Source organism: Streptomyces sp. NPDC055966 (genome assembly GCF_042269865.1).
Lineage (GTDB): Bacteria > Actinomycetota > Actinomycetes > Streptomycetales > Streptomycetaceae > Streptomyces.
Genome location: NZ_JBHJYK010000026.1, coordinates 13449 through 39735, shown reverse-complemented (window position 1 = coordinate 39735; position 26287 = coordinate 13449). Strand labels below are relative to the sequence as shown.

General features: G+C 68.9%; 26 protein-coding genes and 7 pseudogenes. 15 read left to right on the top strand and 18 right to left on the bottom strand.

Features of this window, described 5'->3' with window-relative positions; all coding sequences use genetic code 11:
- Window positions 1-16 precede the first annotated feature (16 nt).
- Window positions 17-397 (bottom strand): annotated as a pseudogene (locus tag ACFC8N_RS39895) (winged helix-turn-helix transcriptional regulator).
- A 49-nt stretch (window positions 398-446) separates the two neighbouring features.
- Between ACFC8N_RS39895 and ACFC8N_RS39890 the strand changes: the two are divergent.
- The 3 genes and pseudogenes from ACFC8N_RS39890 (at window position 447) to ACFC8N_RS39880 (ending at window position 2126) form a co-directional block, all read left to right on the top strand.
- Window positions 447-1190 carry an alpha/beta fold hydrolase gene (locus ACFC8N_RS39890; RefSeq protein ID WP_356028095.1) on the top strand — a complete coding sequence of 248 codons (744 nt, stop codon included), beginning with the start codon at window positions 447-449 and terminating at the stop codon, window positions 1188-1190.
- Window positions 1183-1575, top strand: a pseudogene (locus ACFC8N_RS39885) (hypothetical protein); the annotation flags it as partial. The gene ACFC8N_RS39890 and the pseudogene ACFC8N_RS39885, both read left to right, overlap by 8 nt.
- A 413-nt stretch (window positions 1576-1988) precedes the next feature.
- Window positions 1989-2126 (top strand): hypothetical protein, encoded by a 138-nt coding sequence (locus tag ACFC8N_RS39880; protein ID WP_376294096.1) that lies wholly within the window; start codon window positions 1989-1991, stop codon window positions 2124-2126.
- A gap of 367 nt (window positions 2127-2493) precedes the next feature.
- Here ACFC8N_RS39880 and ACFC8N_RS39875 read toward each other — a convergent pair whose 3' ends face one another.
- Window positions 2494-3486, bottom strand: coding sequence for a 4,5-dihydroxyphthalate decarboxylase (locus ACFC8N_RS39875; RefSeq protein WP_376294093.1), 993 nt, complete (start codon window positions 3484-3486; stop codon window positions 2494-2496).
- Window positions 3487-3613: 127 nt separating this feature from the next.
- Here ACFC8N_RS39875 and ACFC8N_RS39870 point away from each other — a divergent pair, with 127 nt between their 5' ends.
- Complete coding sequence (locus ACFC8N_RS39870) at window positions 3614-4231, top strand: helix-turn-helix domain-containing protein (RefSeq protein WP_356028089.1); 618 nt, start codon at window positions 3614-3616, stop codon at window positions 4229-4231.
- 374 nt (window positions 4232-4605) lie between these two features.
- On the opposite strand, the gene ACFC8N_RS39865 is transcribed toward ACFC8N_RS39870, so the two are convergent.
- Both ACFC8N_RS39865 and ACFC8N_RS39860 read right to left on the bottom strand, forming a co-directional pair.
- Window positions 4606-4830, bottom strand: coding sequence for a hypothetical protein (locus ACFC8N_RS39865; RefSeq protein ID WP_362817433.1), 225 nt, complete (start codon window positions 4828-4830; stop codon window positions 4606-4608).
- A 319-nt stretch (window positions 4831-5149) separates the two neighbouring features.
- A complete protein-coding gene (locus ACFC8N_RS39860; protein WP_376294089.1) occupies window positions 5150-5980 on the bottom strand; it encodes an oxidoreductase in 831 nt (276 codons plus the stop codon).
- Window positions 5981-6071: 91 nt separating this feature from the next.
- On the opposite strand from ACFC8N_RS39860, the gene ACFC8N_RS39855 reads away from it, so the two are divergent.
- Window positions 6072-6647 (top strand): TetR family transcriptional regulator, encoded by a 576-nt coding sequence (locus tag ACFC8N_RS39855; protein ID WP_356028079.1) that lies wholly within the window; start codon window positions 6072-6074, stop codon window positions 6645-6647.
- 1626 nt (window positions 6648-8273) lie between these two features.
- Here ACFC8N_RS39855 and ACFC8N_RS39850 read toward each other — a convergent pair.
- Window positions 8274-9002: a rhomboid-like protein gene (locus tag ACFC8N_RS39850; protein ID WP_376294086.1), complete on the bottom strand. Its 729-nt coding sequence runs from the start codon at window positions 9000-9002 to the stop codon at window positions 8274-8276.
- Between the two features lie 232 nt (window positions 9003-9234).
- Here ACFC8N_RS39850 and ACFC8N_RS39845 point away from each other — a divergent pair, with 232 nt between their 5' ends.
- Window positions 9235-9717: a winged helix-turn-helix domain-containing protein gene (locus ACFC8N_RS39845; protein ID WP_376294083.1), complete on the top strand. Its 483-nt coding sequence runs from the start codon at window positions 9235-9237 to the stop codon at window positions 9715-9717.
- A gap of 53 nt (window positions 9718-9770) precedes the next feature.
- On the top strand, window positions 9771-10385 hold the full coding sequence (locus tag ACFC8N_RS39840) for a transposase (RefSeq protein ID WP_376294268.1): 615 nt from the start codon (window positions 9771-9773) through the stop codon (window positions 10383-10385).
- A 237-nt stretch (window positions 10386-10622) separates the two neighbouring features.
- Here the strand turns inward: ACFC8N_RS39840 and ACFC8N_RS39835 are convergent, their stop codons facing one another.
- Window positions 10623-10799 (bottom strand): hypothetical protein, encoded by a 177-nt coding sequence (locus ACFC8N_RS39835; protein WP_356028220.1) that lies wholly within the window; start codon window positions 10797-10799, stop codon window positions 10623-10625.
- A 98-nt stretch (window positions 10800-10897) separates the two neighbouring features.
- On the opposite strand from ACFC8N_RS39835, the pseudogene ACFC8N_RS39830 reads away from it, so the two are divergent.
- Window positions 10898-11449: pseudogene (locus tag ACFC8N_RS39830) on the top strand (transposase); the annotation flags it as partial.
- A gap of 5 nt (window positions 11450-11454) precedes the next feature.
- On the opposite strand, the gene ACFC8N_RS39825 reads toward ACFC8N_RS39830, so the two are convergent.
- Window positions 11455-12045 (bottom strand): DUF6461 domain-containing protein, encoded by a 591-nt coding sequence (locus ACFC8N_RS39825; protein ID WP_356028071.1) that lies wholly within the window; start codon window positions 12043-12045, stop codon window positions 11455-11457.
- A gap of 76 nt (window positions 12046-12121) precedes the next feature.
- Here ACFC8N_RS39825 and ACFC8N_RS39820 point away from each other — a divergent pair.
- A pseudogene (locus ACFC8N_RS39820) lies at window positions 12122-12615 on the top strand (transposase); the annotation flags it as partial.
- Window positions 12616-12768: 153 nt separating this feature from the next.
- On the opposite strand, the gene ACFC8N_RS39815 reads toward ACFC8N_RS39820, so the two are convergent.
- The 4 genes and pseudogenes from ACFC8N_RS39815 to ACFC8N_RS39800 all read right to left on the bottom strand — a co-directional run bounded on the left by ACFC8N_RS39815 (window position 12769) and on the right by ACFC8N_RS39800 (window position 15374).
- Window positions 12769-13146, bottom strand: a complete 378-nt coding sequence (locus ACFC8N_RS39815) for a nuclear transport factor 2 family protein (RefSeq protein ID WP_356028069.1) — start codon at window positions 13144-13146, stop codon at window positions 12769-12771.
- A gap of 181 nt (window positions 13147-13327) precedes the next feature.
- A pseudogene (locus ACFC8N_RS39810) lies at window positions 13328-13584 on the bottom strand (transposase family protein); the annotation flags it as partial.
- A 158-nt stretch (window positions 13585-13742) separates the two neighbouring features.
- Window positions 13743-14289, bottom strand: a pseudogene (locus ACFC8N_RS39805) (GNAT family N-acetyltransferase).
- 146 nt (window positions 14290-14435) lie between these two features.
- Window positions 14436-15374: a MerR family transcriptional regulator gene (locus tag ACFC8N_RS39800; protein ID WP_356028067.1), complete on the bottom strand. Its 939-nt coding sequence runs from the start codon at window positions 15372-15374 to the stop codon at window positions 14436-14438.
- A 344-nt stretch (window positions 15375-15718) separates the two neighbouring features.
- Here ACFC8N_RS39800 and ACFC8N_RS39795 point away from each other — a divergent pair, with 344 nt between their 5' ends.
- Window positions 15719-16399: a maleylpyruvate isomerase family mycothiol-dependent enzyme gene (locus ACFC8N_RS39795; protein ID WP_356028065.1), complete on the top strand. Its 681-nt coding sequence runs from the start codon at window positions 15719-15721 to the stop codon at window positions 16397-16399.
- 307 nt (window positions 16400-16706) lie between these two features.
- On the opposite strand, the gene ACFC8N_RS39790 is transcribed toward ACFC8N_RS39795, so the two are convergent.
- Window positions 16707-17927, bottom strand: coding sequence for an amidohydrolase family protein (locus tag ACFC8N_RS39790; RefSeq protein WP_376294078.1), 1221 nt, complete (start codon window positions 17925-17927; stop codon window positions 16707-16709).
- A 62-nt stretch (window positions 17928-17989) separates the two neighbouring features.
- On the opposite strand from ACFC8N_RS39790, the gene ACFC8N_RS39785 reads away from it, so the two are divergent.
- A complete protein-coding gene (locus ACFC8N_RS39785; RefSeq protein ID WP_376294075.1) occupies window positions 17990-18610 on the top strand; it encodes a TetR/AcrR family transcriptional regulator in 621 nt (206 codons plus the stop codon).
- A gap of 630 nt (window positions 18611-19240) precedes the next feature.
- Here ACFC8N_RS39785 and ACFC8N_RS39780 read toward each other — a convergent pair.
- Both ACFC8N_RS39780 and ACFC8N_RS39775 read right to left on the bottom strand, forming a co-directional pair.
- Complete coding sequence (locus ACFC8N_RS39780) at window positions 19241-21643, bottom strand: glycoside hydrolase family 65 protein (protein ID WP_376294073.1); 2403 nt, start codon at window positions 21641-21643, stop codon at window positions 19241-19243.
- A complete protein-coding gene (locus tag ACFC8N_RS39775) occupies window positions 21640-22383 on the bottom strand; it encodes an HAD family hydrolase (RefSeq protein ID WP_376294070.1) in 744 nt (247 codons plus the stop codon). Before ACFC8N_RS39775 ends, ACFC8N_RS39780 begins: the two co-directional genes overlap by 4 nt.
- 338 nt (window positions 22384-22721) lie before the next feature.
- On the opposite strand from ACFC8N_RS39775, the gene ACFC8N_RS39770 reads away from it, so the two are divergent.
- Window positions 22722-22865 carry a hypothetical protein gene (locus ACFC8N_RS39770; RefSeq protein ID WP_376294069.1) on the top strand — a complete coding sequence of 48 codons (144 nt, stop codon included), beginning with the start codon at window positions 22722-22724 and terminating at the stop codon, window positions 22863-22865.
- Here the strand turns inward: ACFC8N_RS39770 and ACFC8N_RS39765 are convergent.
- The 3 genes from ACFC8N_RS39765 to ACFC8N_RS39755 all read right to left on the bottom strand — a co-directional run bounded on the left by ACFC8N_RS39765 (window position 22862) and on the right by ACFC8N_RS39755 (window position 24228).
- On the bottom strand, window positions 22862-23029 hold the full coding sequence (locus ACFC8N_RS39765; RefSeq protein WP_376294067.1) for a transposase: 168 nt from the start codon (window positions 23027-23029) through the stop codon (window positions 22862-22864). The genes ACFC8N_RS39770 and ACFC8N_RS39765 overlap by 4 nt on opposite strands.
- Window positions 23030-23233: 204 nt before the next feature.
- A complete protein-coding gene (locus ACFC8N_RS39760) occupies window positions 23234-23902 on the bottom strand; it encodes a response regulator transcription factor (RefSeq protein WP_356028048.1) in 669 nt (222 codons plus the stop codon).
- Window positions 23899-24228, bottom strand: coding sequence for an ATP-binding protein (locus ACFC8N_RS39755; protein WP_376294265.1), 330 nt, complete (start codon window positions 24226-24228; stop codon window positions 23899-23901). The genes ACFC8N_RS39760 and ACFC8N_RS39755 overlap by 4 nt, the downstream gene beginning before the upstream one ends.
- Before the next feature lie 19 nt (window positions 24229-24247).
- On the opposite strand from ACFC8N_RS39755, the gene ACFC8N_RS39750 reads away from it, so the two are divergent.
- Window positions 24248-24373, top strand: a complete 126-nt coding sequence (locus ACFC8N_RS39750; protein ID WP_376294284.1) for a hypothetical protein — start codon at window positions 24248-24250, stop codon at window positions 24371-24373.
- A gap of 36 nt (window positions 24374-24409) precedes the next feature.
- Here the strand turns inward: ACFC8N_RS39750 and ACFC8N_RS39745 are convergent.
- Window positions 24410-24856 (bottom strand): annotated as a pseudogene (locus tag ACFC8N_RS39745) (histidine kinase); the annotation flags it as partial.
- Here ACFC8N_RS39745 and ACFC8N_RS39740 point away from each other — a divergent pair.
- Both ACFC8N_RS39740 and ACFC8N_RS39735 read left to right on the top strand, forming a co-directional pair.
- On the top strand, window positions 24783-25043 hold the full coding sequence (locus ACFC8N_RS39740) for a hypothetical protein (protein ID WP_376294282.1): 261 nt from the start codon (window positions 24783-24785) through the stop codon (window positions 25041-25043). The pseudogene ACFC8N_RS39745 and the gene ACFC8N_RS39740 sit on opposite strands and share 74 nt — an antisense overlap.
- Window positions 25044-25215: 172 nt before the next feature.
- Window positions 25216-26010: a rhomboid-like protein gene (locus ACFC8N_RS39735; protein WP_376294065.1), complete on the top strand. Its 795-nt coding sequence runs from the start codon at window positions 25216-25218 to the stop codon at window positions 26008-26010.
- The last annotated feature ends 277 nt before the right edge of the window (window positions 26011-26287 follow it).

Below are 26287 nucleotides of genomic sequence, written 5' to 3'. Positions count from 1 at the left end.
CGGTGGCGGTCACGGGTCAGGTGCCGGAGGCGGTGGTGTCCTGCTGCGCCGCTTCCTGGAAGTCGGCGACGGCGGCGCCGTACGTCTTCGCCCAGTCGGTCAGGGCGGCGATGGGTTCGGTGAGGGTTTGACCGAGGTCGGTGAGGCTGTATTCGACCCGTGGGGGTGCCTCGGCATAGGCATGGCGTTCGACCAGGCCGTAGCTCTGAAGTCTGCGCAGTGTCTGGGTGAGTACCTTGCGGGAGATGCCACCGACGAGGTCGACGAGTTCACCGTGCCGGCGGGGCCTGCGGCCGAGGGCGAACAGGACGACGACGGCTCATTTGTCGGTGATGATGTCGATGGCGAGACGGGCGGGGCAGTCGGCCAGGAAGACGCTTCCGGCTGAGTCGTGCATGGCCGAAGGTTACCAGGAGGTACCTATCGGCTCAGTAGCGTCTTTCCGCATGAGTACGTCGCACACGAAAACCTATGTTCTTGTCCATGGTGCCTGGCACAGCGGGCGCGTCTGGGACCGGGTGGTTCCCTTGCTGACCCGGTCCGGGCATCGGGTGTTCGCACCTTCGCTGACCGGCCACGGCGAGAAGGAACACCTGCTCACTCCGGACGTCGGCCTGGACACCCACATCGCAGACGTCGTCGCTCTCCTCGGCGAGCGGGACCTCACCAACGTGGTGCTGGTCGGGCACAGTTACGCCGGAATGGTCATCTCCGGCGTGGCCGGCGAGGTCCCGGACCGGATCGCGCATCTGGTCTACGTCGACGCGATGGTCCCGACTGACGGTGAGAGCGCGCTGGACGTCATACCGGAGAAGACCCAGCGACTGATCGACGCGGCCGCTGCCTCCGACGCCCCCTGGCGCATCCCGCCCGTGCCGGAAATGCCCGCGCCCATGGGTCTGTTCGGGGTGACCGACCCGGCGGACACGGCGTGGCTGCGCACGATGCTGTCGGACGAGTCGGTGCGCTGCTTCCTGCAGCCGGTCCGGCTGGACAACCCGGCCGTGGACGCGATTTCCCGGACGCACATCCACTGTGTCGGCAGCGCACCGGGGGACGTCACGCGCCGCCCGGTGCCGGCGGTGCAGCCGGGCGGCGCGGCGTCGCAGGTGTGGGAGCTGCAAAGCGGCCATGACTGCATGGTCACCGTGCCGGACGCACTCACCGACCTGCTGTTGAAGGCTGGCTGACCGGTCGCCGGTTGGGCAGGGTCACGGAACACGCGAGTGTCTGCTCGGGGCGTGCATCCTCTGGCGTTACCCTCGCCACCCAGGCCTGCACCCTGATGATCCTCGGCCGCCACCAGACCACCACCGCAAGGCCCTCACTGATCGTCACCGAGCCCGCATCCTCAGGGAAAACCACCGCCCTGCTCCACGTCGCACGCGCCTGTCACCTGTCCTACACCACCGCAACCCGCCCGCACCCGGCCGCCAACACCCTCAGGTCCCGGTCGTCTACGTCCTCGTCCCGCCCGGCGCCACCGCGAAAACCCTCACCGCCGAATTCGCCCGCTACCTCGGCATCCCCACCACCACCCGCATGACCCAGGCTCAGATCACCGACGCCGTCTGCCACACCCACAACACCGCCGGCGTCCAACTCGTCCTCATGGACGAAATCCGCCGCCTCAACCCCCGCACCACCACCGGCGCCCCAGCAGCCGACCTCCTCAAAGACCTCACCGAACACGGGCTCGCTGGCCCCGATGCGGTCATGGACGGCGTCGACGAGGCACACCGCGATGTCACGGCGTGCCTCGTCCGAAAACGTCGTACTGGTCGGCGGGGGCGTGGAGCCGGTAGGTCACGCGGCGCCCCGCCGGCCCCGCGCGTCAACCACGATGGCGTGGGTCATGTCCGGCGCGTCCTCGTACTCGGGCGGCAGCTGGCCGTGCTCCTTGACGTAGGCGCGCACCGCCTCAATACGGGGGCGTGCCGCCTCAAGCGTCTCGACGGCCGACGTCCACCCACGCCAAGGGATTTTTGATGATCCGAGCCAGCTCGTTCCTCGGGCGGCTCGTCAAGGCCTTCGCCGCCGAACCCGGCTCGACCCCGCTGGGCCACGGGCGCAGCCTCGCGCGACGGTTCATCGTCGCCCTCGCCTGCCGGCCACCCCGCTCCTGACCCCAGGCCCAGGATCAGCGCGCGAAGGACGCCCGGTAGCTTCGGGTGACGGGCCCGAGCCGCGCCGGCTCAGCCCCGTAGACCCCTTCCCGGCCGTTCAGTTCAACACCGCTGCCCGGCGTGCCGGTCCGTCAGGCGGCCAGGCCGAGCCTGCTCAGCGCGGTGGTCCAGTCGGTCACGATGGCGTTCTGCGCAGCCTTCAGGGTGACCTTGCCCGAGCAGACCGCGGTGTGCAGCTTCGTCACCACCGGGTCCTTCAGGTTGTTCACCCCCGAGCCCGGCTTGTGGCCCGGATCGGCCGGATGCGGAACTGTCCGGGGATCATCATGCCAGGCAGCCCCAACCCGAAGCGTCGTTGCCGCTCGACTCAGGTGTCGAGGAGTTCCGGCACGAAGATGTCCTCGCACGTCAGCCGGCGCTTCGACAGGCCCTGCTCGTGGTGGTAGCGCAAGAACGTGTCGATGGCCTTGCGGTTCGCGTCGATCCCGTAGGGCCACCAGTCGTCGCCGAGCAGCCGACGGTTCTCCTCGAACAGCGCGCTGAACCACGGCGTGATGACGCGCATGTGCTGCTTCGCGGCGTCGTCGAGGTACTTCCGCTCGGCGAGTTCCTTGGCTTCCGTGAAGGCATCGTAGACGGCTCGCGTGAGGCCCTGCCGCTGTGCCAGTTCCCTGCGGATCGCGACGATGTGCATCGGGGGGAAGATCCCGGTGCGGCGGTAGTAGTCGCGCTCCACAGCCTCGTAGTCGGGAAACAGACGGGCGACCTTCGGCGAGCCGTCCAGAACCGCCTTCGGCACGTCGACGGAGATTAGTGCGTCGATCTCACCGGATTCGAGCATGGCACCCAGGGTCTGGCCGTCCTCCGCGTGGCGCACGTCGACGCCGTCCGGGACGGGCTGCGGGACCCAGTCGAAGGCGGGGAGGGGGTGGTTGGTGCCGCCGATGACCCAGCGGCACTGGGCCGGGGTCACGCCGTACTCGTCAGCCAGGATGCCCTTCGGCCAGATCCCGGCGTCGTGGCCGTAGAGCCCGAACTCGCCGACGGTCCTGCCGACGAGGTCCTGCGGCTTCTCAACCCCGCTGGCGGTGTTCACGAAGATCGCCGAGTGGCGGAAGTTGCGATTGGGCAGGATCGGCAGCGCCAGGAACGGCGCATCGTCGAGGTCGAAGGTGCGCAGGAAGTAGGTGAGACCGAACTCGGCAAGGTCGTAGTACCCCTCGACGGCGCGACGGAAGATGTCCGACACGAGCGGCGCCGTCTCGAACACCGCGTCCACCCCGTCGACCACGACCCGGCCGTCGAACAGTGCCTCCGTGTGCTCGTAGGCGTAGACGCCGATGTTCAGCTGCGTGCTCATCAGTGGATCTCCTCTCGGGGAGTACACGGGAAGGCCAGCTTCCGTAAATGATCGTTCACCTTTTATGGTGGTCCCGGAATAGTCGAGCCGTCAAGATGAATGCTCATTCACGATGAGAGGGACCGCCATGCCGCGCATCACAGCCGAGCGCCGCGAGGCCAAGCGCGCCGAGATCGTCGCGGCGGCTCGCCGCTGCTTCTCCCGCGACGGGTTCCACCAGACCTCAATGCCGGACATCGCCGCGGAGGCGGGCGTCTCGGCCGGCGCGCCCTACCGCTACTTCACGAGCAAGGAGGAGATCATCCTCGCTATTGCGGGCGACGCGTTCCGGCTGATCTTCGAACCGGTTGAGCGGCTGGCCGAGAGCACAGACGCCCCAGCCGTCACGGAACTGGTGGCCGCCGCGCTCGACACGATCAGCGGCCAGACAGTGCAGGACGCGGCGGGGCACACGGTCGCAGTCGACGAGCTGCTGCGCTGCGCCGTGCAGGCGTGGTCGGAGATGCTGCGCAACGACGAGGTGCGTGGCCCGGCCACCGAGGGCTTCGAGAAGGTCCGCGCCAGCATCGCCGACGCGCTGCGCCGCGGCCGGGCCGCGGGCGCGGTGGCCGCCACCATGGACCCGGACCGCGGAGCCCGCGTGGTGATGGCACTGCTGCACGGATTCCTGCTCCAGCGCGTGGCCTTCGGACTCACGGACACGGCCGGCTTCGCAGACGACCTGCACGCCGGGCTTATCTTGTGACGGGCGTTGACCCCAAGCCGGCCCGATCGGCTCAGGCAGCGCGCCACGGGCATCACAGCGGACAGACACCAGCGCATTGATCCCCACACCGCACGTCGCGGTAGCTCACGCGAAACACAGGAGTGCTGGACCGGTCATTCGTCAGACCACCTCGTCCCGCGGCCGGTGATCATCCACAACCTTGATCCACTTTCACAGCGGACCCTCCAGCGGACGGCGGTACTCGCGGTGATGCCCAGAGCCTGCGCCAGGAGCGGGGCCTCAACACGTGCAGCCAGGTGTAGCAGGGCCCTTGACGGTCCCGTTCCGGGAGGAAGGCCGAGCTTGCGCGGACGGACTACGGCCCGGGCGTGGCTGCGTGGCCGCGGAGGCGATCACATCCAGCTGAAGCACGGCGCGCATCTGCCAGTTGGGGCATCCGGTGATGCCGCCGCCAGGAACAGCGAGGTGGCCTTGCCGTCGTAGCACGCGGGGGCCTTGATGTAGCGCAGGGGGCGAGGCGGCAGCAACGGGAAGCCGCCGACGGTGATCGCGCCCAGCAGGTCCCGCACGAGGGCCTGGGCCTCCACGCTGCCGTCCGGGTAGGCCCGGAGCACCAAGGCCGGCCGCCAGGAGTCGCGGGCGCAGCATCGGCTCGATGGACGGCGTCGCCAGGACACCGCCGGCCGCCAGGCCGTCCAGTCCCCCGTCGGTGGCCGCGTGCGTGGACAGGATCCGGGCGCGGTGTTGTTCGGTCGCCTCCGGCCGCCACCGGCCGTGCAGGTAGTCCGCGGTCAAATCCTCGGCCAGGCACTGCAATTCGTCCGTCACCCCGGTCAGCGTTACGCAGGATGCAGACCAGCACCGAAGGCACGTGGTGATGGCCTTGTTCACGGGCTTCGTCAGCACCCCGCGCCTTGCAGGGGTCTCCCGGACGGTTCAGCGGGGCATGCCGACAGCGCGGGAGATGGCGGTGTCGAAGACGCGGTCGGGCAGAACGCGGCGCAGGGTGATGAGGGGGCGGGCGCCGAAGCCGGTGGCGTAGCGGGTCTTGGGGCGGCGGGTGGTGACGGCTTTGCCGATGGCGTCGGCGATGACGCTGGGCGGGGAGTTGCGGTTGGCGTTGGCCTCGGAGCGCAGGGAGGTGGCCACGGCGGCGGCCTGCGCGGCGTAGGCACCGTCGGTGGAGGACTTCTCCAGCTTGTCGGCGGCGATGGAGCCCCATTCGGTGGCGATGCCGCCGGGTTCAATCACGACGACGTCGATGCCGAAAGGCTTGGCCTCCAGCCGCAGGCAGTCGCTGAGGGCCTCCAGGGCGAACTTGGTGCCGTGGTACCAGCCGCCGAGCGGGGTGTAGATCTTGCCGCCCATCGAAGTGACGTTGACGACGGTGCCGGATCGCTGGGCGCGCATGCGGGGCAGAACGAGCTGGGTCAGGCGGATCGCGCCGAAGACGTTGACCTCGAACTGGTAGCGGGCCTCGTCCAGGGGGACGTCTTCGAGAGCGCCGTAGGAACCGTAACCGGCGTTGTTGACCAGCACGTCGATCCGGCCGGTCTCGGCGGTGATCTTCTCGATGCCGGCGCGCATGGAGTCGTCGTCGGTGACGTCCATCGCCAGCGGCCGGATGCCGCGGTCAGCGAGCTTCTGCAGCCGGTCGGTGCGGCGGGCGGCCCCGTAGACGGTGTAGCCGAGCTCGTGGAGCTTGAGGGCGGTGGCCTCGCCGATGCCGGAGGAGGCACCGGTGACGAGGGCGGTCTTGGCGGGCATGGCGGAGTCCTCACACATAAGATGAACTATGGTTCACAATCTATACTGAACCCAGGTTCAGATTGATGCAAGTGGAAGGGCAGGCACCCCTGTGACTCCAGCCAGGGCGCCGCGCGCCGACGCGGTCCGCAACCGGAAGAAGATCCTGGCCGCCGCCGGCGAGCAGATCACCGCGCACGGCCCCGAGGTGGGCATGGACGAGATCGCCGCCGCGGCGGGCGTGGCCGTGGGCACCCTGTACCGGCACTTCCCCACCAAGACAGACCTGGTCGCAGCGGTCGTCGCCGCATGCGTCGCCCGCGTCGCCGACGACGCCGAGACCGCACTCGGCCGCGTCGAGGCCGGTGCCCGCGCCGTGGACGAGCTGACCGCGTTCCTCGGCCGCGTCGTCGAAGCGTCCGTGACCGACCGCGCCGTCAAGGCCGCCGCCCAGACCCTGGGCGCGGAGCCGGGTGACCGCGCGGACGAGGACCGCGCCGGTGCCGCTGTCGCCGCCCTCATCGGCGCCGGCCAGGCCGACGGCGACATCCACCCCGACGTCACCGTCAGCGACATCTACCTGCTGTTCTCCACCGCACCCACCGACCAGCCACCCACGGCCCGCGCCCGCTGGCTCGCACTCGTCACACCCGGGCTGACCACCGCGACCCGGCAAGCAGGTAACTGACACGACGAGACCCGGAACTCGGGTCAGACGGTGCTGTCGCTGCTCGTGAACATCGAACACGGCTCGCGCCAGGGTGCTGTCCACTGCCGCGTAGATCCGCTGTCACAGGCCGCTGTTCTGACGTCAGCCCGGGTCTTGCGGCAGGACGGCCGGACCCGCTACCCGGCCGCCGGAGCCGAGCACCGCTCACAGGCCGGGGTGCGTGGTCAGCACTCGCGTGTCTGCGCCCGCTCGTTCCCTCTGCTGCCAGATTCCGGGCGGTTCTCCGTGGTGACGGCGGAAGGCGGCGGCGAAGGCGAACGGCGAACGGCGAACCGTAGCCGACGGCGTCGGCGATCTGGGCCAGGCTGAGATCGTCGGCGCGGAGGTGGTCGCGGGCGATGGTCATCCGCCATTCGGTCAGGTAGAGCGTCGAATTCCGCGGCAGACACGGAAGCGTCGACCGCGACGGCGTGGGCGGCCAGGGCCGCGAAGACCTCGATCATTCGCTCGCCTGCCGCCGTGTCGATGCCCCAGACCCGCAAGTTTTCGTGGCGACGAGACTGACGCCAAGGCTCCTGGTCCACCAGCGGCAGCAGGACACCGCCCAGCAGCGCGCAACGACTCCACAGCATGTCGTGGTCCGAGGTCACAGTCGATCCTCTCTACGGCGAGTGGAAGGCCTGGAGCCGGGGACCAACCCGACGACAACCAGGCCCTCCAACTTCCCACTGCCCGCAGGGCACGTACAGAACGAGGCTGTTCACCGTGCCGCCGCCCGCGGAGCCGCCTGAGCTCACGAGAGTCCCGTACGTAGTGGTACGCCGGGCACGGTTGGGGTCACCGGGGCGGTTCACGCAGCTTGCCGACGCGGTCGACGACCGCAGCGGTGGCGCACACAGGGACTGACGCGCGGTCCCTGCCGTCAGCCACATGCTCGAGAAGTCGTCGTAGTACTCAAGGTCCACCTCGCTGGTACAGGCCACGGGCCCGCCTGAGCACGACTCGATGCCCCCGGTACCCGTCATCCTGGAGCTGCTGTGGCTGGGCTTCCACGCGTAGAAATAGCAGTCCGTATCTGCAGGGGACGCGTCCTGCGTGGTCACCCTGACCTCTGAAGGTGACGGATTCGGAGGCGGGGCCGCGGTTGCTGGTCTGAGGGATTGACGAACTCCCGGCGGGCCAGACGCCTCACGATGGCCGACATGACCCGTTCGCCACCGCGTCCCGCAGCAGCTACAGGCTGCTGCGGACCGGCCATCGCCTCTTTCCCCACAGCTCCCAGGGCCGACGGCCCGCCACTGCGGCCTGCCATGGCCTCGCTCGCCCCGGCACAGACGTGCTCGGGGGCGTGGGCCCGACCACAGCCCCGACCATGGGGCTGTTTCCAGTTCGTGCCCATGGGCGGCCTCGTGGCCGGGAGTTGAGCCGGGGCCTGTGGTTTCCGGCTGGGCCTTCAATCCACCGTCTGGAGCACACAGACCGCGTGTCAGAGTCCCAGAATTCCTGGCCGATACCCCAACCCCGAGGCCGTCGCGCTGATCGAGTCCAGCACCGGGTGCAGGGCGGAGAACCACGGGCGCAAGCCTTCCGAACCACCTTTCCAGCTCCCGCACCCGGGCCTGTCGGCTTGGGACAGCGAACCACTCAACGCCCGCCGTTCGGGACTGCTCCTGGCGTACCCCGCGCACCAACGCCGTCGTTCCTCACTGGGGCACTCCCGCTCGGGAATGCGGCGCCGACGGGATCGCGCGCGACGGGCATCGTGCGTACTGGGGGGCCGGACGGGGCGCGCAGCCACGCCGTGCGGGCGGCGAGGGAGCCCAGTGCGAGGGAGGCCAGGTGGCCGACGTCCGCGAGCTCCTGGTCGTACAGCAGCGCGGCCGTCAGCGCCGCGGCGAGCAGAGGCAGGCCATAGCGGCGGAGCCGGCCGGCGGTGAGGGCGAACAGGCAGGCGGCGGTCGTCACCAGTCCGTAACTGATGCCCACGTCACGGGCCCGGGTGGGCACGCCCGGCAGATGGGCGACGTGCATCAGCCACAGGGCGCCCTCGGTGAGCAGGGTCGCGGTGAGGTGACCGAAGACGAAGACTCCGCACGCGCGCAGTGTCCCCCAGCGCCACTCGGCGCATCCCAGCACCCCGGCCACCGCGGCGATACCGACCAGGGCCGGTACACCGTCGACCACCAGACCACTCGTGAACAAGGTCCACCACTTGCCGACATCCAGGTGGTGCACGTTGCTGCTGTTGTGGCGCATGAAGCGGGCCCGTTCCGCTGCCGGTTGTCCCTTCAGCCACCACGCGGTGAGCAGCAGGGCCGTCACGTATACGACGGTGCCAGGCAGCCGCCGCCTCAACGTCTCCACAGCCCTCATTTCCCTGCTTTCATACGCTTTTGATCGACGCTTGCCACCCGCGATCGGGCACTCAAGGGCGATGTGCCCGCCCTTCCCGGGAAGAGACCGTCAGCCACCGCGACCGGTTCCGACGGCGGCCAACATGAGAGGGATTCTCACCAAGCGATGCTGCAGTAGGACTCCGTTCTGCTCTCTTCGGATTGGTGTCGAGGGTGGTGACGTGTGGTGATCCCTGCGGTAGGCCGGTGGAATGCGGTACGCGCAGGGTGGTGGGCTGACCGCGGAGCGGCGGCGGTTTCGCGAGCGGATCCGGTACGAGGCGGGTGAGCGGCTCGGTCACGGTGAGAGGACCGCGGTGATCGCGAGGGATCTGCGGGTGAGTGAGCGGTCGGTGGAACGCTGGCGGCGTGCCTGGCGGGAGGGCGGGATGGGCGCGCTCACTTCCGTGGGGCCGCCCAAACTGCCCAAGCTGTCCGACGGCCGGTTCGCGGAGCTGGAGCAGGAGTTGGCGCGGGGACCGGCTGTGCATTGGTGGGAGGACCAGCGTTGGACTCTGGCCCGGGTCAGAGCGTTGATCGCCTGGAAGTTCTCGCTCGATTGCCCGTCGGCGGCGGTGTGGCGGCTGCTGCACCGGCACGGCTGGTCCTGGCAGGGTCCCGCCCGCCGGGCTCTGGAGCGCGACGAGCAGGCGGTGGGCCTGTGGAAGAAGGATGTGTGGCCGCAGGCGGAATGACTGCGGCGGCGCTGGGCGCGTACGTCGTCTTCGAGGACGAGGCCGGGTTCTCGATGACGCCGCCACGGGCCCGCACCTGGGGCCGGCGTGGGCACACGCCGGTGGTGCGGGTACGGGGCCGGTCCTGGCGCCGCTGGTCGATCGCCGTGATGTGCTGCTACCGGCCGGGCGAGGCCTCCCGTTTGATCTATCGGCCGCGCCGTCACCGCAAGCACAAGGGCAAGGGACGCGACAGCTGCGCCTGGAGCGACTACCGCGACCTGGTCGTCCGCGCCCACATCCAGCTCCAGGCCCCGATCGTCGTCATCTGGGACAATCTCAACACCCACCGGGCAGCCGGAATGCGCGATTACGCGGCCGCACACGACTGGCTCACCATCATCCAATTGCCCTCATACGCACCGGACTTGAACCCGGTCGAGGGCGTCTGGTCGCTGCTACGGCGCGGACCTATGGCCAATACCGCCTTCACCGACGACGAGCACCTCGAACGCACCCTCCGCCGGGGTCTGCGTCACATCCAGCTCCGCCCCGACCCGATCGACGGCTGCCTGGCCGGCACCGGACTCAAACTCACCCACCAGCCGACACCAATCCGAAGAGATCAGACACCAAGACCAGGGCCCAGTGAGCTCTTCTTCCAGACTGGTCCGGCCGCTCCCGCCTGATCGCTGCGGTGGTGGCGGTCGGTGCCGGGGTAGTCGTCCACTCACCCCCGGGACTCGATCCCTCGGACAAGAGCCGGCCCCGGTTCCGTCCGCTGCCACCGCAACGTGTGCACCGCATCCAGTCCGATGATCGGATCGTTGATATCCGTGGTCCGAGCCGTTCGCAGGGGTCACCCCTCAACAAGCCTGGAGCCGCCGAGCTCTGGAGCGGACCGAGGGCCCTGCGGGCAGCTGGGGTCACGAACGGCCGATCGAATGCAGGGCCATGAGCCCTTCCATCAGGGAGACGCGTGCCCCCTCGTGGCTGCGACCAGCAGCAACACCTTCGATCGAAAGAAACCGAACCACACGATGCGCGTATTCTGCGGAATCGACTGGGCCAGCGACCACCACGACGTCGCCCTGGTCGACCATGACGGAGCCCTGTTAGCCCGGGCCCGGATCACCGATGACGCTGCCGGCCTCCAGCAGCTCCTCGACCTCCTGGCCACCCACGGCGTCTCCCACAGATGCGGCAGCTTCCCCTCGTCGAGCAGGCGATGGGCCGTCAGACCCTCGCCCTGCTGCGACAACTCCATGCTGCCTGCGCCAGCGTCGATGACCTCACCGCGGCGGCGGTGGAGTCTTTTGATGCACACCCGGATGCCGAGATCATCACCGGCTTGCCAGGGCTCGGTTCGCTCATCGGCGCCCGGGTGCTCGCTGAGATCGGAGACGACCGATCCCGCTTCGTCGACGCGAAGGGGCTCAGGGCCTTCGCTGGGGCCGCACCGGTGACCCGGGCGTCCGGCAGAAGCTTCGTCGTCATGGCCCGCCGGGTCAAGAACCAGCGACTCGCCGCCGCCGGCTACCTCTGGGCCTTCTCCGCCCTGTCAGCCTCACCAGGTGCGCGGGCTCACTACGACCGGCGCCGCCAGGCTGGAGACCGGCACAGCGCCGCCCAACGCCACCTGTTCAACCGCATGCTCGGCTGTCTCCATCACTGCCTCGCCACACGCACCCGCCACGAGGAGGCCACAGCTTTCCCACCGCCTCAACTCCCTGCTCTGAACGCAGCCGCTTGAGACGTTCAGTTCGGCAGAGGACGCAGCCTGCCACTCCAACGCTCGTCGTCAACCTCTCCAGGCTTCGTCAAGCGGATGCCAAAAGCGTTCTCCACCAGTCCCAAGACGCTGTGAAGAGGCGCAGCCTGTCCAGGAACGAGCCCGAGGGGCCTCATGACCTCGTCGAGCCTTGCCGGCTCGTGCCCAGCCGGCTCGATCGCCTGGAGAGTGTGGAAGTCGACGATGATCTCGCCGCCCACCGCGTACTTGAACCAGTGCATCGGCTTCTCGTTGTAGTGCAGCGCGACGGCTTCGGTCCCGGCGGAGACGGCGCTCAAGATCCGCTCATCGAGTCCGTGCGTGCCGCCCTGTTCCCACGCCCACGTCCAGGAGCCGTCGATACCGGTGGTGACGACTGGTTCATCATCGTCAAAGAGATCGTCGCCGAAGTCATCCGCCAGGTCTGTGCCGTCGCGAAGCGTCAGGGTCGTCAGGTCCACCCTCATGCGGGTCAGCAGCTCCTCCGGGGGCAGATCCCGCGCAAAGGTCAGTGTGTAGAAGGGAAAGTCCCCGTCTCGGAAGATGTCCAGGCCGCGGTCCGCATCTGTGCTCGTCATGTGGCGGATGCTGCCACGCCCCACTGACACCCTGTCCCGGACCTCAGCCCTTGACAGATCAACTGCATCGGATGTCTGGAAGGAATCCACCGCCCCCGACCGAGAGGCGAAGCTGGACCGCATCGAGCACGTCCTGGACCGTTTCCCGACCGGGTCTTCGCGTTCGACGAGTTCGGCCCACTCACGCTGGCCGCGCTCAAGTCGATCCGCGCCGCCCGGCCCGACGGCGCCCCCATCTACGTGATCCTGGACAACCTGTCCGCCCACAAAGGCACCGACATCCGCCGGTGGGCTACAAAGCACAAGGTCGAGCTGTGCTTCACCCCGACCTACGCCTCTTGGGCGAACCCCATCGAGGCCCACTTCGGACCGCTGAGGCAGTTCACCATCGCCAACCCCAACCACCCCAACCACACGGTGCAGAGACGAGCCTTGCACGCCTATCTACGCTGGCGCAACGCCAACGCCCGCCAGCGCGCCGTCCTGGCCGCCGAACGCAAGGAACGCGCCCGCATCCGAAGCGAGAAGGACATCCGTTGGGGCGGACGCCCCCTCAACACCGCAGCCTGACCAACCGCGAACTTACACAGCCACAGCGCATCATCGGTCCGCTCGTGGCCAAGCGCGGACGACCGAAGCGTTGTGAAGATGATCTCGGCTGGGCAGACACGGAGCCCCGAACAGGGCCGGTTCAGGAGAAGGACGGCGCCAGATGAGAACGGCTCAGGAGGCGGACGGCTCGATCTCCCCCGCGAAGACGATGACCTGGTCGATGAGGCTCCGCCGCAGATGGACGACGTCCGTTCCCGCCAGGCGGGGGCCTCCATCCGGCGTCGTGAAGACCCACTGGTACCGGGCCCACTCGTCCGGCATGTCCACCGCCGAACAGCGCACCATCGTGCCGGTCCCCGCGGGGTGGCGCCGGATGTCCAGCACGAACCGCTCGACCGCCTCGATCCCCTCACTGCGGCCCAACGGTCCCCAGAAGACCACGTCCGAGGTTAGGGCCTGGGAGAGCAGCGCAGTCACATAGCTGTCGTCCGTGGCGTTGAACGCGGAGATGAACGTGTCGATCGCGGACCGCGCGGTCTCTTCCTGCATGCACCAGTAATACCACTCGCCTCGCGGACCGCGCTCGTCCCGTGGGCCGTCCCCCGACCACGGTGAACCATCCCGGTCACAGCACTGGCACAAGATGCGAAACAGCCGTAGACGGTCCGAAATGCTTCTCACCCCACAAGAAATTGCCATGCTCACGGGCACCCCGTCGAAAACGCACGCCCGTCGGTGCGAGCGCGACCTGTAGCTCGACGACTTCCCGGACACAGCGGTACACGGTAGCGATCCCGATGCCGAAGCCATCGGCGAGCTGGGCATAGGTGTCACCGCACCGCAGGTGCGCCAGGGCAGGCAGGGTCTGACGCCCGCCGGCAGCCGCTGCCGACGCGTACCGATCTTCCTCCGGTGTCGGGTCAGTTGACGCGTCAGATGCGGCAGGTGCGCGGTGGACAGATCGATTACCGACGGATGGGCAAGCACGTGAAGCTCCTGGTGGGGACAGTGGATCTTGGTCGTGACACCGTCTGCCAGGAGCTTCACCACATCGCAGACCCGCCCAACCAGCGGCCTGCCCCACCAGGTTGAAAGGGGCTCGATGAGCTGGCACCCGCGACATTTCCAGCTCACAGCATGAGGGATCAACGCGGCACGTGCACCGGTTCGTTCCCTGATCCGGACTGCTCAGTCCCCGGCATTTCCGTGCGCCGTATGTGCAGGTGGCCATCGCGGGGGGAAGGAGGGTGGCGCTGCGGGCAGGACGCTGTCAAAGTCGTACCGGCTCTTCTCCGCAACCCGGCACGATGCCAGGTTGTCCACCTGGTGCAGGAGTTCGAGGCGCTCCAGTCTGTCGACTTCGAAGGTGTCGAAGGCCCAGCCGGTGAGTGCCTCAAGAGCGCGGGGGGCTACTCCCCGCCCGCCAGCGTGCGCTGCGGTCCAGTAGCCCACCTCGGCCGCCGGTTTGCCGGGGGTGACTTCCTTGAGGACCACGTTGCCCACCAACTGTTCGCGAACTGAACCGGGTTGTGCTTCAAGGACGGCGAAACTGAACCGGTCCCCCGCTGCCCAGCTTCGCTGCTGGGCCCGCACCCACCGTGTCCCGTCAGCATCGTTGTCCACGACAGAGCTCGCCCACTGGCGCAATGCGGGATCCCGGCTCACCTCGACCAATGCGGCAACGTCCTCCATGCGCCAGGCACGAAGGACGAGAGCGGGAGAGGGGGACGTCGCGGCCATCTGAAGTACGACGGGAGCATTCACCAACCGATCATGCGCGGCGATGTTTTCACCCGACGCCAGCCGCGTCCGGCCCATGTCGCCTTGCGACCGCACCGTCATTGCTGTGTCCGGACGCGCAGAGCCTGAACGGACCAGTCGAACACTGGGGCCAGACTCTCCGGGGCCGGCCAGCTGTTGACCACTGCAAGCAGCTGGAGGTACCGCTCCCTGCGGGGGTCGTTCACGCTCTCCAGCCGAGTCGCCAGCCGACGGCGAAGCTCGACGTCGTCGGGGCGGCCGAGGAGGTGCGCGTAGTGCGCCGTGAACGCCGCGACGATCGGATCGGCCTGGGGCGAGGCCGGGTCAATGCCAGCGGCCAGGGCCGGGCCGACCTGGTCACGGACGGCTGCGGCAATGTCGCGGCGCGGGCCCATCGTGTCGCTTCGGGCCTGCTCGGCTGCCTGGTCCTCGGCCATCCGCCGCACGCTGGCGCGGAAATCCGGGTCCAGGGATATTTCGGCCAATTCCACCCACGCCTGGACCTGCTCCGCCTCCGGGTTGTCGGGCAGCTCGGGGGTCATCGAGCGCATGACCCCCGCGAATGCGGGGGTGGCGTCAAGACCGCCGAAGACGACGTCGAGGAAATCGCCGATCAGACGTCGGCGTTCGTCCTCGGAGAGCTGGGCCAGCCGGTGCATGAGTTCCGTCTCCTCAGGTGTGGACCCGCGCTCGGCCACCGCCGTCAGCACCGCGCGTCGCAGGCGCAGGACGCGGATCTGCACTGCCAGTGCTTCGGCGTGCGCCGCGGCGACCTCGGGAAGCGAGAGCTCGCGGTCCACGACCTTGCGGATGGTGGGAAGGTCCAGTCCCAGCTCGCGCAAGGTCCGCACGAGGTTCAGGCGTGCGACAGCGTCGATGTTGTAGAGGCGGTAGCCGGCCGGGCTGCGGTCCGTCGGCGCCACGATTCCGCGATCGGAGTAGAACCGAATGGTCTTGACCGTGAGACCGGTCCGTTGAGCGAGCTCGCCGATCGAGTAGAGCGTGACGCCATCCATGCCCCCACCTTTACGTCTCCCCCTGCTGGAGACTCAAGCCCCTATGCCTGCCAGCCCCTCCCATGATCGCTGGAGTCGCTGCGCAGGACTTCAGCTTCTATGTCACCCCAGTCACAGGGATCGCCGGAGCCGTCATCGGGTACTGGTTCGGTCAAGGGCAGCAGAATGAGCTACGCCCTTCGACGATCGTCAGCTCCCCGACATCCCCAGAGAGCTGACCTCACTGAGACGGCTTGGCCCGCGCCGGCGCCAGCTTCGAGAACGGCCCCCTGGTCGAACGCCCGGAAACTGCGGCTGCAGCCTGACCACAGACCGGTACGGGGCCCGCTGGTAGCCTGATGATCATGGACCTCTCCCGGGTGTTGGACGCGTTCGAGACAGAGGCCGAGGCGCTCGGCCGGGGACTCGCGGGGCTGCCGGAAGTGGCGTGGGACCGCCCGACACGGTGTTCACCGTGGTCCGCCCATGAACTGCTGGGCCATGTCTGCGTCGTCCTGGACTGGGTGCCCGACATGATCGACGGCCAGGCTCCCGAGGTCCCAGAAGTTTCCGCGACCGAGTACTACAGGCCGGACCGCCGCTTCAGCACCGCGACCAACGCGGCCCGAATCGAGCTTGGACGAGACCGAGCCGCTCGTCATCGTTCAGGGGCCGAGCTCGTCGCCGACTTCACCCAAACCTGGCGGAAGGCGGAAGAGTTGTGCCGGAAGGAGCCGGAGCACCGAGTGGTGCGGACACGACACGGCGACGCCATGTTGCTCGCCGACTTCATGCTGACGCGCGTCTTCGAAGTCGCCGTGCACGGGATCGACTTGGCGGATGCACTCGGGCGTGAGACATGGCTGACGCCGCCGGCCGGAGACCTGCTGCTGGAACTCCTCGCCGGACCGGACACGAGCGGGGTGACCGAGCTGGGTTGGAGCCGTGCCCGTTTGCTTCGCAAACTCACTGGGCGTGAGCCGCTGCGGCCGGAGGAGTCCTCCCGGATCGCCAGGCTGGGTGTCACCTGGCTCGCGTTGGGTTAGGAACGGCCCAGCAGCCCTGAGTCGCGTGGGCCCTCGACATAGCTCGCAGACCACGGCAGCCCGTCAGCGTCTGATCTTCCCCGTCCACAGGTTTTGACAATTCCTCTCTGGTGATGTCAGCCGGATGAAGATCCTTGCCTGCTGCGACGGTTCTCCCTCTGGCCAAATGATCACGTCACCAGGCTGGCCGTCTTTCCCAGCCCGTCTTTGAGAACGAGATGACGTCTCAAAGTCCGCGTCATGCCATCGCCATGGCATGACGATCCCGCACGAGAACCTCATGCGCCCCCTCGCTCAAGAGGCCCCCTCAGAGGGGGGAACCGGCTTTGATCACGTGCCGAAGGTGCCGCTCGGGACGGGTGAGGACGGTCAGGTCCGCGAGCGGGTCGCCGTCCACGACGAGCAGGTCGGCGTGCGCGCCCGGAGCGAGGGTGCCGATCTCACCGTCCATCCGCAGCAGGCGGGCCGCCGTGCTGGTGGCAGAGCGGATGACATCCGCAGCGGGCTGGACCTCGGCGCGCAGGGTGAACTCCTCCAACTGCGCTGAGTGCAGCGGTCCGAGCAGGTCACTGCCGTAGACCAGGTTGACGCCCGCGCGGTGGGCGTTCTCCAGGGCGGCCAGCCCCTGGTCGCGGACCTCGGTGAGCTTGCGGTAGGACGACTCCGGCAGGCCGGACTGCCGGCTGAGTTTCGCGGTCTGCTCGTAGGCGACCAGGGTCGGCACCAGGAAGGCGTCCCGCTCCAGGAGTAGTTGGATGGTCGCGTCGTCGATCAGGTTGCCGTGTTCGACGCAACGTACGCCGGCCCGCAGGGCGCGATCGATGGCGCGTGGGTGGTAAGCGTGCGCGGTGACGTACCGGTTGTGGTTCTCCGCCTCCTGAACGGCGGCGCTTATTTCCTCCTCGCTGTACTGGACGGCCGCGATCTCGTCGTGCGGCGAGGCCACCCCGCCGGAGAGCAGCACCTTCAGATGGGCGGCGCCCTTACGGAACTCATCCCGGGCCGCCGCGCGTACGGCGTCGGTTCCGTCCGCGATCCGGGCGAAGTGGGGACGGCTCTCGCAGCAGGGCACCGAGTCGTCTCCGAGCGGGCGCAGGTCGCCGTGGCCGCCGGTCTGGGAGAGCGCCTTCCCTCCGTGGACGAGTCGCGGGCCGAGTGCCAGCCCTTCGGCCAGGGCTTGGGCCATGCCGTGATCGGCGCCGCCGACGTCCCGGACGGTGGTGAAGCCGCGGCGCAGCATCCGTTCCGCCTCCGCGAGGGCCCGGACGGTCAGGTAGCCGGGGGTCCAGGAGGCGATGGCGGCCAGGTCGAGGGAGGTGACCAGCAGGTGGACGTGGGCGTCGATCAGGCCGGGCATCACGGTGGCGCCGGCCGCACCGAGGACCCGCACGTCCTGTCCGGCGCCGGGCGGGCGGCCGGTGCCGGTGGCAGCGATCCGGCCGTCGGCGACCTCGATCCAGCCCGGGTCGGTACGGCTGCCGGTCTCGGGATGGAGTAGGTGGGCGTCGGTGATGAGCAGTCGGTTCATGGCTGTGGTCCTCTCCCCGTTTCAATACGACACGTATTGAATACACCATGTATCGTGATGTTGTGAACTCCTCTCCGGCCGGACCTTCCACGCCCCGGCCCCCACGCCGCCGCGTCCACACCAGAGCCCGCCTCCTGTCGGCGGCGGGCGAACTGTTCCTGTCCGTGGGATACGCACGGACGAGCATCGAGGACATCTGCACCGCCGCCGGCTACACCCGCGGGGCCTTCTACTCGAACTTCGCCACCAAGGAGGACCTGCTGCTGGCGCTCTTCGACGAGCAAGCGGCCAAGCGAATGAGCGAGCTGGAACACCTGACCGCAGCGGCCGAAGCGTTGGGCCCCGAGGAACGGGCACGTCGGCTGGTCGAGGCACTGCTGCGGGTCGAGGCCGCCGAAGCCGGGTGGATGCTGCTCTTCCTGGAGTTCCGCCTGCTGGCCGCCCGAACATCCGAACTCGCCGACCGGGTCGCCGCGCACGACCGCACGGTGACGGCGGCGGTGGCGACACTGCTGCACCGGGTCCTGCCAGAGCTGGTACCCCCCGGCGTTTCCGCCGAGCAGGCCGCTCAGGTGGTCCTGGCCGCACGTGAGGGCCTGCTCGCCCGTACCACCGCGGGCGGCCCCGCTGCCGAGGAGTTGCTGAACGCGGCGACGGCCGTGCTTGCCGGGCTTCTGGGCTGACGCAGCACAAGAGACGGCCCGGTGCAACCACCGGCCAGCCCTCTGACGACGCCGCGAAGAAGCCGGTGGTCGGACCCCGGTGCGGTCCTGTGGACAGCCTTGGGTTCCGTGCGGTCGTGGACGCGGTCACCGGGATCACCGCCTTTTCTACGGCGGCTGGCGGCCGTCTCGAGGTCCACCGCCGCCGACGCCGCCGGGCCCTGGCCGACGACCTGCGCACGCGAATCGACGACCTGCGGACCCGGCTACGGCAGCCCGAGACACGTCTCAGGCGCCTCGCGATCACCCGCAGGACCGTCGCCGGCTTCGCCGACCGGCTCCCCGCATCCCCGCTCGAACCGCCCGAGCACCCGGACTACCCGCGCATCCCGACCGCCTTCAACGAAGCGACCGGCCCCTGCGGGCCAAGGACGTCTGCCAGGCCCTCGGCCATGAACTGCTGCCGAAGAACGTCGAAGGCACCCGGGCCAAGCCGAAGCGCCTGGTCACACTCGGCATCCTCACCGAAGCCGACACCAGCTGCTTTACCCGGCAACAGTAGCCGGCACCGCAGCCAGCACCCTTGCCCCAAGCCTCACTTCGAAACGGACATCAACCCACGGACCACCCACCACTGCCGGATCTGACGGACTACCGGTAGTCCTGTGTCGTCGGCTGTTCCTCGTCCTCGGACGGCAGGCCCACTGGGCGCCGGCCCGGCGGCTGTTGCGGCTCGGGGAGCATGGGCGCAGGCGGCATCCGGCGGTCCACCGGAGCGTCGGCGGTCAGGGTCGTGGGCTCGCCGTGATGCAGCACGACCAGCGGTTCGCCGTCCACCAGGCGGTAGCGAACAAGGGACGGACCGATGTCCACCTTCAGCCTGCGTCCGCGCACCAGCAGCGTGAACGCCACCCTGGACAGCGCCTCCGGCAGGCGGGGCGCGAACGCCAGCTGGTCCTGGCTCCCTTCGTCGCCGACGTACCGGCGCAAGCCTCCGAACCCGCCGACCAGCGCGATCCAGGTCCCGGCGAGGGAGGCGATGTGGAGCCCGTCACGGGTGTTGTGCTCCAGGTCGTCCAGGTCCATCAGCGCGGCTTCGCTGAGGTAGGCGTGGGCCAGGCGCAGATGGCCGGTCTCGGCGGCGAGCACCGCCTGGAAACACGCCGACAAGGAGGAGTCACGGACGGTCAGCGCGTCGTAGTAGGCGAAGTTGCGTGCCTTCTGCTCGTCGGAGAAGGTATCGGGGCACTCCATCATCGCCAGCACCACGTCGGCCTGCTTCACCACCTGCTTGCGATACAGGTCGAAGTAGGGGTAGTGCAGCAGGAGCGGGTAGTTCTCGGGCGGCGTCGCCTCGAAGTCCCAGCGCTGAAAACTCGTGAAACCGGCCGACTGCTCGTGAACGCCGAGCGCTTCGTTGTACGGCACCGCCATGCGGGACGCGGCGTCCCGCCACGCCGCGGTCTCCTCGTCGTCGACGCCCAGCTCTGCGGCGCGTTCCGGATGACGCGCGGCAGCGTTCGCGGCCGAGATCAGGTTCTGCCGGGCCATCAGGTTGGTGTACAGGTTGTCGCGGGCGATCGCGCTGTACTCGTCGGGGCCGGTGACGCCGTCGATGTGGAAGACGCCTTCCGCGTCGTGGTGCCCGAGCGAGCGCCACAGCCGAGCGGTGTCCACGAGGAGGTCGAGCCCCTCACCGCGCTCGAAGTCCTCGTCCCCCGTCGCCATGACGTACCGGTCGGCGCTCATCGCGATGGCCGCATTGATGTGGAAGGCGGCCGTACCGGCCGGCCAGTAGGCGGAACACTCGGCACCGTCGATCGTGCGCCAGGGGAACGCCGCTCCCGCAAGCCCCAGCTGGCGTGCGCGTTCCCGCGCCGCTGGCAGCATCCGGTGACGCGCCCTCAGCGCCGATGCGACGGTTCCCGGAGCGGTGAACGTCAGCACCGGAAGCACATACGACTCGGTGTCCCAGAAACAGTGCCCGTCGTACCCGGTTCCGGTCAGGCCCTTGGCGGGGATCGCGCGGTTCTCATTACGGGCCGCCGCCTGGAGCACATGGAAGAGGGCGAACCGCACCGCCTGCTGGATGCGCGCGCTGCCCTCGACCTCGACGTCCGCGCACGCCCAGAAGCGATCCAGATACGCCCGCTGCGCCATGGCCAGACCGTCCCAGCCGGTGCTGACCGCGGCCGCCACCGCGGCGTCCACCTGATCGTGTACGGCCGGCAGCGAACGCTCCCCCGACCAGCCATAGGCCACGAACTTCACCAGTCGGAGCGGTTGCCCAGGCACCAGGTCCGCGGTCACCGTCAGCCGGCTGACGTTCGGCTCGCACTGCGCCGTCCAGCGGGTGATCTGCGGTCCTTCGACGAGATGGTCGGCCGCTGCCCCCACCCGCAGCGCACTGCGGTCGGTACGGTGCACCAGCCGCAGTCGAGTGTCCTCGGCGAACTGCTCCTCGGCCAGCAGCGGTGACTCGATCGCCGCGGCCACGCGAGGATCGCCCTCGAAACGCGGCAACTGGGCGTTGGCGACGAGCTCGGACTGCACGGCCACCGTGGCCGGGCCATCGACCGGTTCCACCTCGTACACCACCGCGGCCACCGCGCGCTGGGTGAAGGACACGAGCCGACGCGAGGAAATGCGCACCGTACGACCGCCGGGCGACGTCCACCGCGCGGTGCGGCTGAGGATGCCGGAGCGGAAGTCGAGGACCCGCTCGTGCGCGACCAGCCGACCGTAGCGCAGATCGTACGGGTGATCGTCGACGAACAACCGGATGACCTTGCCGTCGGTGACGTTGATCATCGTCTGGCCGGACTCGGGATATCCGTAGCCGGCTTCGGCATAAGGCAGCGGATGCTGTTCGTGGACGCCGTTGAGGTACGCGCCGGGCAGTCCGTGCGGCTCTCCCTCGTCAAGATTGCCGCGCCACCCGACGTGCCCGTTGGAGAGGGCGAAGACGGACTCGCTCTGGGCGAGCACATCCAGGTTCAGCTCGGTCTCACGCAGTGCCCACGGCTCGACCATGAAGCTGGGATGGGTGATCACCGCTCCTCCAGAAGGTCGGCCAGGTCACGGACCACCAGATCGGCGCCGTGCGCCTGTAGTTGCTCCGCCTGACCCACCCGGTCGACGCCCACGACCACACCGAAGCGTCCCGCCCGCCCGGCCTCGACGCCCGCGAGAGCGTCCTCGAACACCGCGGCCTCCCCCGGATCCGTGCTGAGCCCTCGGGCCGCCTCCAGGTAGGTGTCCGGGGCGGGCTTGCCCCGCAGCCGGCGCTCGCGCGTGACCACTCCGTCGATCCGCTCGTCGAACAGCCCCTCGATGCCCGCCGCTCGCAGGATGTCCCGGGCGTTCGCGCTCGACGACACCACCGCGCAGCGCAGTCCTGCCGCCCGCACCGTGTGCACGAACCGGACCGAGCCGTCGTAGGGTTCCACCCCCTCCTCGCGGATCCGCCGCAGGACCAGCTCGTTCTTCCGGTTGCCCAGGCCGGACACCGTCTCCGCCTCCGGCGGGTCGCCTGGCGATCCCTCGGGAAGGTGCACCCCGCGTGCGGCGAGGAACGTGCGCACGCCGTCCTCACGAGGCCGACCGTCCACATACTCGTCGTAGTCACCGACCGCGTCGAACGGCACGAACGTGTTGCCCTCGCACGTCGCGCGCTCGCGGAGATATGCGTCGAACATCTCCTTCCAGGACGCCGCGTGCACCTTCGCGGTCTGGGTGAGCACCCCGTCCAGGTCGAACAGGCAGGCGCGGATGCGCGCAGGAAGCCCCAGCATGCCGCCGATGCTAGAAGCCGCCTGTGGACGCGCCCAGTACGTCACTGCCTGGCACGCCGCGAGACACCCGCTCGGTCGAGGCCTGCGCCGCCGCGCGATTCGCGGGCGCCGCGATCGACGCGCCCGTCTCAAGCCGGTGAGGCGGTCGGGCCGGTCACCGCCGTGCAAGGCCATCCCGCGCCGACGATCTGCCGCAAGGGCGGCTGCGCCAAGGGGATCCGGCCGTCGGCGGCAATCACCGGCAAGGAGTGGGTCTTCCCACCGAGGGCTCGCGGAACTTGTTGGGCAAGGCGTTCACAGAACTCGGTTTGCGCATGGTCAGGGCTGGGACGATGTCGGTGAACCACGGTTCGCACAACATCATGGAGAAGCTGACGCTCGCGGACACCGTCCCCACTCCCTGCGGCATGGAGATGATCGAGAGCTCCGAGCAGGGAGGCGTACGGTACGAGATCACCAAGGAGCAGTGGGAGCAGCACTAGCCACGATGCGGAGTTGCGTATCCGCCGGACCTGCTTGCGCAGGGCCGCAGCGTCTCGTGGTCAACGCCGAGCTCGGCCGCGATGCCTGACACGGGCCGACCCGACGAACGGGTCAACGCCACCGCGTCGGCCCGGAACTCCGCCGAGTGGTTGTAGGTCCCCACCTGGAACTCCTCTCCCTGGACTCAAGATCCAGTGTCGAGGTGTCCACGATCAAGGTGGAGGGCCCGGGTACGTGCGGCTCGCCGGGACGGGCGTCAAGCCGGTTGACCCATCCGCGGGTGGCTGGGCTGTGTCGTGCCCCGCGTGGATCGCACCGGCCGAGGCGTGAACCTCCTGCCCCACAACCGGTTCCTGCTCGTCCTGGTTCAACAACGTGCGGGCCCTGCCAGTCCGCTTTCGTAGGCGGCGATGACGAGTTGGGCCCGGTCCCTGGCCCCCAGCTTCGTCAGCAAATGGCTGACGTGGGTCTTGACCGTGCCCACAGTCAGATACAGCTCGGCTGCGATTTCATTGTTGGACAGGCCACGTGCGATCAAGCCCAGCACGTCACGCTCGCGGCCGGTCACCCCGTCCAAGGTGCGGGTGACCGGGCCGGGGTAGCCGGGGCGGCGGACGTAGGTCTCGATGAGCTTGCGGGTGACGCCGGGTGACAGCAGCGACTCCCCGGTGGCGATCACTCGCACGGCGTCGATCAGGCGTGCGGGTGGAGTGTCCTTGAGGAGGAAGCCCGCGGCGCCTGCGCGGAGCGCCTCGAAGACGTACTCGTCCAGGTCGAAGGTGGTGAGCACCAGGACGTGGACGGGCACCGGAGACGGGCCGCCGAGCAGCGCGCGGATGGCCTCGATGCCATTGAGCCCGGGCATCCGGATGTCCATCAGAGCGACGTCGGGGCGCAGTTCGCGGATCACCCTGACCGCCTCGGTCCCGTCGGCCGCCTCGCCGACGACCTGGAGATCGTTTTCCGACTCGATCAGCACCCGGAACCCGGCACGCACCAGCGTCTCGTCGTCCACCACGACGACCCGCACCGTCATGCGCCCTCCAGGTCGGCGCCCACGGGGAACTGGGCTGCTCGCGCGTCCGTGGCGTACGGCAGCCGGGCGGTGACGCGAAAGCCGTGCGGGGAGAGCGGGCCCGCGTGAAACTCGCCGCCGTAAAGGGTGGCGCGTTCCTTCATGCCGGTCAGGCCGTGGCCCTCGGTGACCGGGGTGGTCGTGCGGCCGGCTCCGGCGTCGACGACCGTGAGAGCGACCTCGCCCGGCGCGTGGGCGACCGTCGCCCGGGCATGGCTGGTGCGGGCATGCTTGACGACGTTGGTCAGGGCTTCCTGCACGATGCGGTAGGCGGCCGCGGTCCACACCTCGGGGCAGGTCGTGCGGGTGACCGCTGGTCGTCAAGTCGACCTGCACGCCTGCCCGTCGGGTCTGTTCGACGAGTGTGTTCAGGTCGTCGAGGCCGCCGGGCAGCCATTCGGCGCCGTCGTCGTCACGCAGGACACCCAGTAGGGAGCGCAGTTCCCCCAGCGCGGCCCTGCTGGTGGTCTCGATCGCGGAGAGGGATTTCGCGGCCTCGTCGGGTCGGCTGCCGATCACGTGGTGGCCGACGCCCGCCTGCACCGCGATGACGCTCAGGCTGTGCGCGACGACGTCGTGCAACTCCCGGGCGATGCGTATGCGTTCCTCGACGAGGAGGAGCTGTGCCCGCTCCTCGGCCTGCTCGACCAGGCCCTGGGAATAGGCGCGGCCCCGTCTGGTGGACCACCCGATCGCCCAGGCGGCGGCCTGGATGATGAGGAGTTGGATCAGCCCCGGCAACCCCCAGGAATGCCCTGTTACGTCCTGCAGAGGGGTCAACAAGGCGAGTTGTACGGCGCCTGCCACCGCGCCCGCGTACGCCGCGACACGCGCGGGCCGGGTGGCCGCCACCTCGTACACCACCAAGGCAGTCGCCACGATCCCCGACAGGCCGACCGCGGCCTCGGTGGCCATCACCACCGACGCCACCGCCAGAGCCGGCAGTGGCAGCAGCCGGCGGACGGCGACAGCCAAGAACAACGAGCACGTCAGCACGGCCTGCCATGCCGGCCAGCCCGTGCGGTGCGCGCCAAACGTCCACCACAAGACGTTCCACGCCATCAGGGCCATGGCCAAAAGCACATCCAGCCCGATCAGCTGAGTCGGGCTCAGTCCCCTGGCGAAGGACGCCACGTCATGTCTCACCATCATGCCTCGCACGCATCCGACCCTAGCCAGGAGGGCGATCATCCGCCTCTGTCCAGAGACAGAGATCAGCCGGTCATTCCGTGGCCAGATCCGCGGCACGGGCACCCTCTGCCAAGGTCGGCCACATGGATCTCTCCCAGACTCCCGCCCGCCGCTGGCTTTCCCCTGTGCCCTGGGGCTTCGCCCTGCTCGCCGCCGCGTCGTCCCTGACGTACGGCGGTGATCACGCGGTGAACGCCTGGGCGTCGACCAACCTGGCCAATATGGGTGATCATCCTGTGGAGGCGCTCGTCGCCTCCGCCTTCCTGTTCGGTGCCGATCCCTGGGCCTGTCTGCGCGGCATCGCCCTGACCGGGGCCATGCTGGCGTTTCTCGTCATCCGCTTCGGCAACATACGGGCGGTCGCGCTGATCGCGGCCGGCCAAGTCCTCGGCACGCTGGTGAGCGAAGGGCTGCTGGCAGCGCGGATCGCGGCGGGCCAAGCCGACCCGGCGCTGCGTGCGACGCTGGACGTCGGCCCGTCCTACGTGATCGTCTCGGCCCTGGCCGCCGTGGTGGCAGCGGGAGCCCGGCGGTGGCACCGATGGACCGCGCTCGCCGCGCTCGCGGTGCGCGCACCGCACATCACGAGCGGCCTGACCACGCTGGGGGTCACTCCCGTCGGCCACGTGACAGCACTGTCCACCGGCATGCTGCTGGCATGGGCTCTGCGGTCGTCCGACGCCCGCCACCACCACCGCCACCTGCAACGACTGACGTCACGCGCAGCATCGCTTCAGACCGAGGGGGGTACCAATGGTCGCGTACCTTCTGTGATCCGGCCACCAGCACGGCGTCGGTTCACACCCCACGACAGACTGGATGGGACGGGAGCAAGCCAAGTACCCCCTTCGAAACGCACCGGGGCGCTTCCTCCCTGACCGGCACCGCGCCTGTTCCCAGCAAGGATGAGGGCTGCTCAGGCGAATAGTCCCACTCCAGCACGGTCCTTGGCCGCGTGATCTCGGCCGGGTGGATGAATGAGTTCAAGGCCCCTTGGTAGCTCGGGTTTGCGACCACGCGAGTGCCAGGAGGCCCTGTTGTTCCAGTCTTGCGTGACGGCCCCTGTCTCGTCCAACTCCCGTGTGTCGTCGTGCAATTGTCTCGCGCACAGGTTCGGGAACGCGGCCGACCGCCCGGAGAGGGTGCCGGTGTATC

Excerpts from the sequence above, each read along its gene's own strand:
- ACFC8N_RS39800 (WP_356028067.1), bottom strand. The coding sequence starts at position 15,374 with ATGGATGGCGTCACGCTCTACTCGATCGGCGAGCTCGCTCAACGGACC.
- ACFC8N_RS39825 (WP_356028071.1), bottom strand. The coding sequence starts at position 12,045 with ATGACGAGCACAGATGCGGACCGCGGCCTGGACATCTTCCGAGACGGG.
- ACFC8N_RS39890 (WP_356028095.1), top strand. The coding sequence starts at position 447 with ATGAGTACGTCGCACACGAAAACCTATGTTCTTGTCCATGGTGCCTGG.
- ACFC8N_RS39860 (WP_376294089.1), bottom strand. The coding sequence starts at position 5,980 with ATGCCCGCCAAGACCGCCCTCGTCACCGGTGCCTCCTCCGGCATCGGC.
- ACFC8N_RS39795 (WP_356028065.1), top strand. The coding sequence starts at position 15,719 with ATGGACCTCTCCCGGGTGTTGGACGCGTTCGAGACAGAGGCCGAGGCG.
- ACFC8N_RS39870 (WP_356028089.1), top strand. The coding sequence starts at position 3,614 with ATGCCGCGCATCACAGCCGAGCGCCGCGAGGCCAAGCGCGCCGAGATC.
- ACFC8N_RS39815 (WP_356028069.1), bottom strand. The coding sequence starts at position 13,146 with ATGCAGGAAGAGACCGCGCGGTCCGCGATCGACACGTTCATCTCCGCG.
- ACFC8N_RS39735 (WP_376294065.1), top strand. The coding sequence starts at position 25,216 with ATGGATCTCTCCCAGACTCCCGCCCGCCGCTGGCTTTCCCCTGTGCCC.
- ACFC8N_RS39775 (WP_376294070.1), bottom strand. The coding sequence starts at position 22,383 with ATGCTGGGGCTTCCTGCGCGCATCCGCGCCTGCCTGTTCGACCTGGAC.
- ACFC8N_RS39835 (WP_356028220.1), bottom strand. The coding sequence starts at position 10,799 with ATGGTCGACCAGGGCGACGTCGTGGTGGTCGCTGGCCCAGTCGATTCC.
- ACFC8N_RS39840 (WP_376294268.1), top strand. The coding sequence starts at position 9,771 with ATGACGCCGCCACGGGCCCGCACCTGGGGCCGGCGTGGGCACACGCCG.
- ACFC8N_RS39845 (WP_376294083.1), top strand. The coding sequence starts at position 9,235 with ATGCGGTACGCGCAGGGTGGTGGGCTGACCGCGGAGCGGCGGCGGTTT.
- ACFC8N_RS39880 (WP_376294096.1), top strand. The coding sequence starts at position 1,989 with ATGATCCGAGCCAGCTCGTTCCTCGGGCGGCTCGTCAAGGCCTTCGCC.
- ACFC8N_RS39760 (WP_356028048.1), bottom strand. The coding sequence starts at position 23,902 with ATGACGGTGCGGGTCGTCGTGGTGGACGACGAGACGCTGGTGCGTGCC.
- ACFC8N_RS39875 (WP_376294093.1), bottom strand. The coding sequence starts at position 3,486 with ATGAGCACGCAGCTGAACATCGGCGTCTACGCCTACGAGCACACGGAG.
- ACFC8N_RS39790 (WP_376294078.1), bottom strand. The coding sequence starts at position 17,927 with ATGAACCGACTGCTCATCACCGACGCCCACCTACTCCATCCCGAGACC.
- ACFC8N_RS39850 (WP_376294086.1), bottom strand. The coding sequence starts at position 9,002 with ATGAGGGCTGTGGAGACGTTGAGGCGGCGGCTGCCTGGCACCGTCGTA.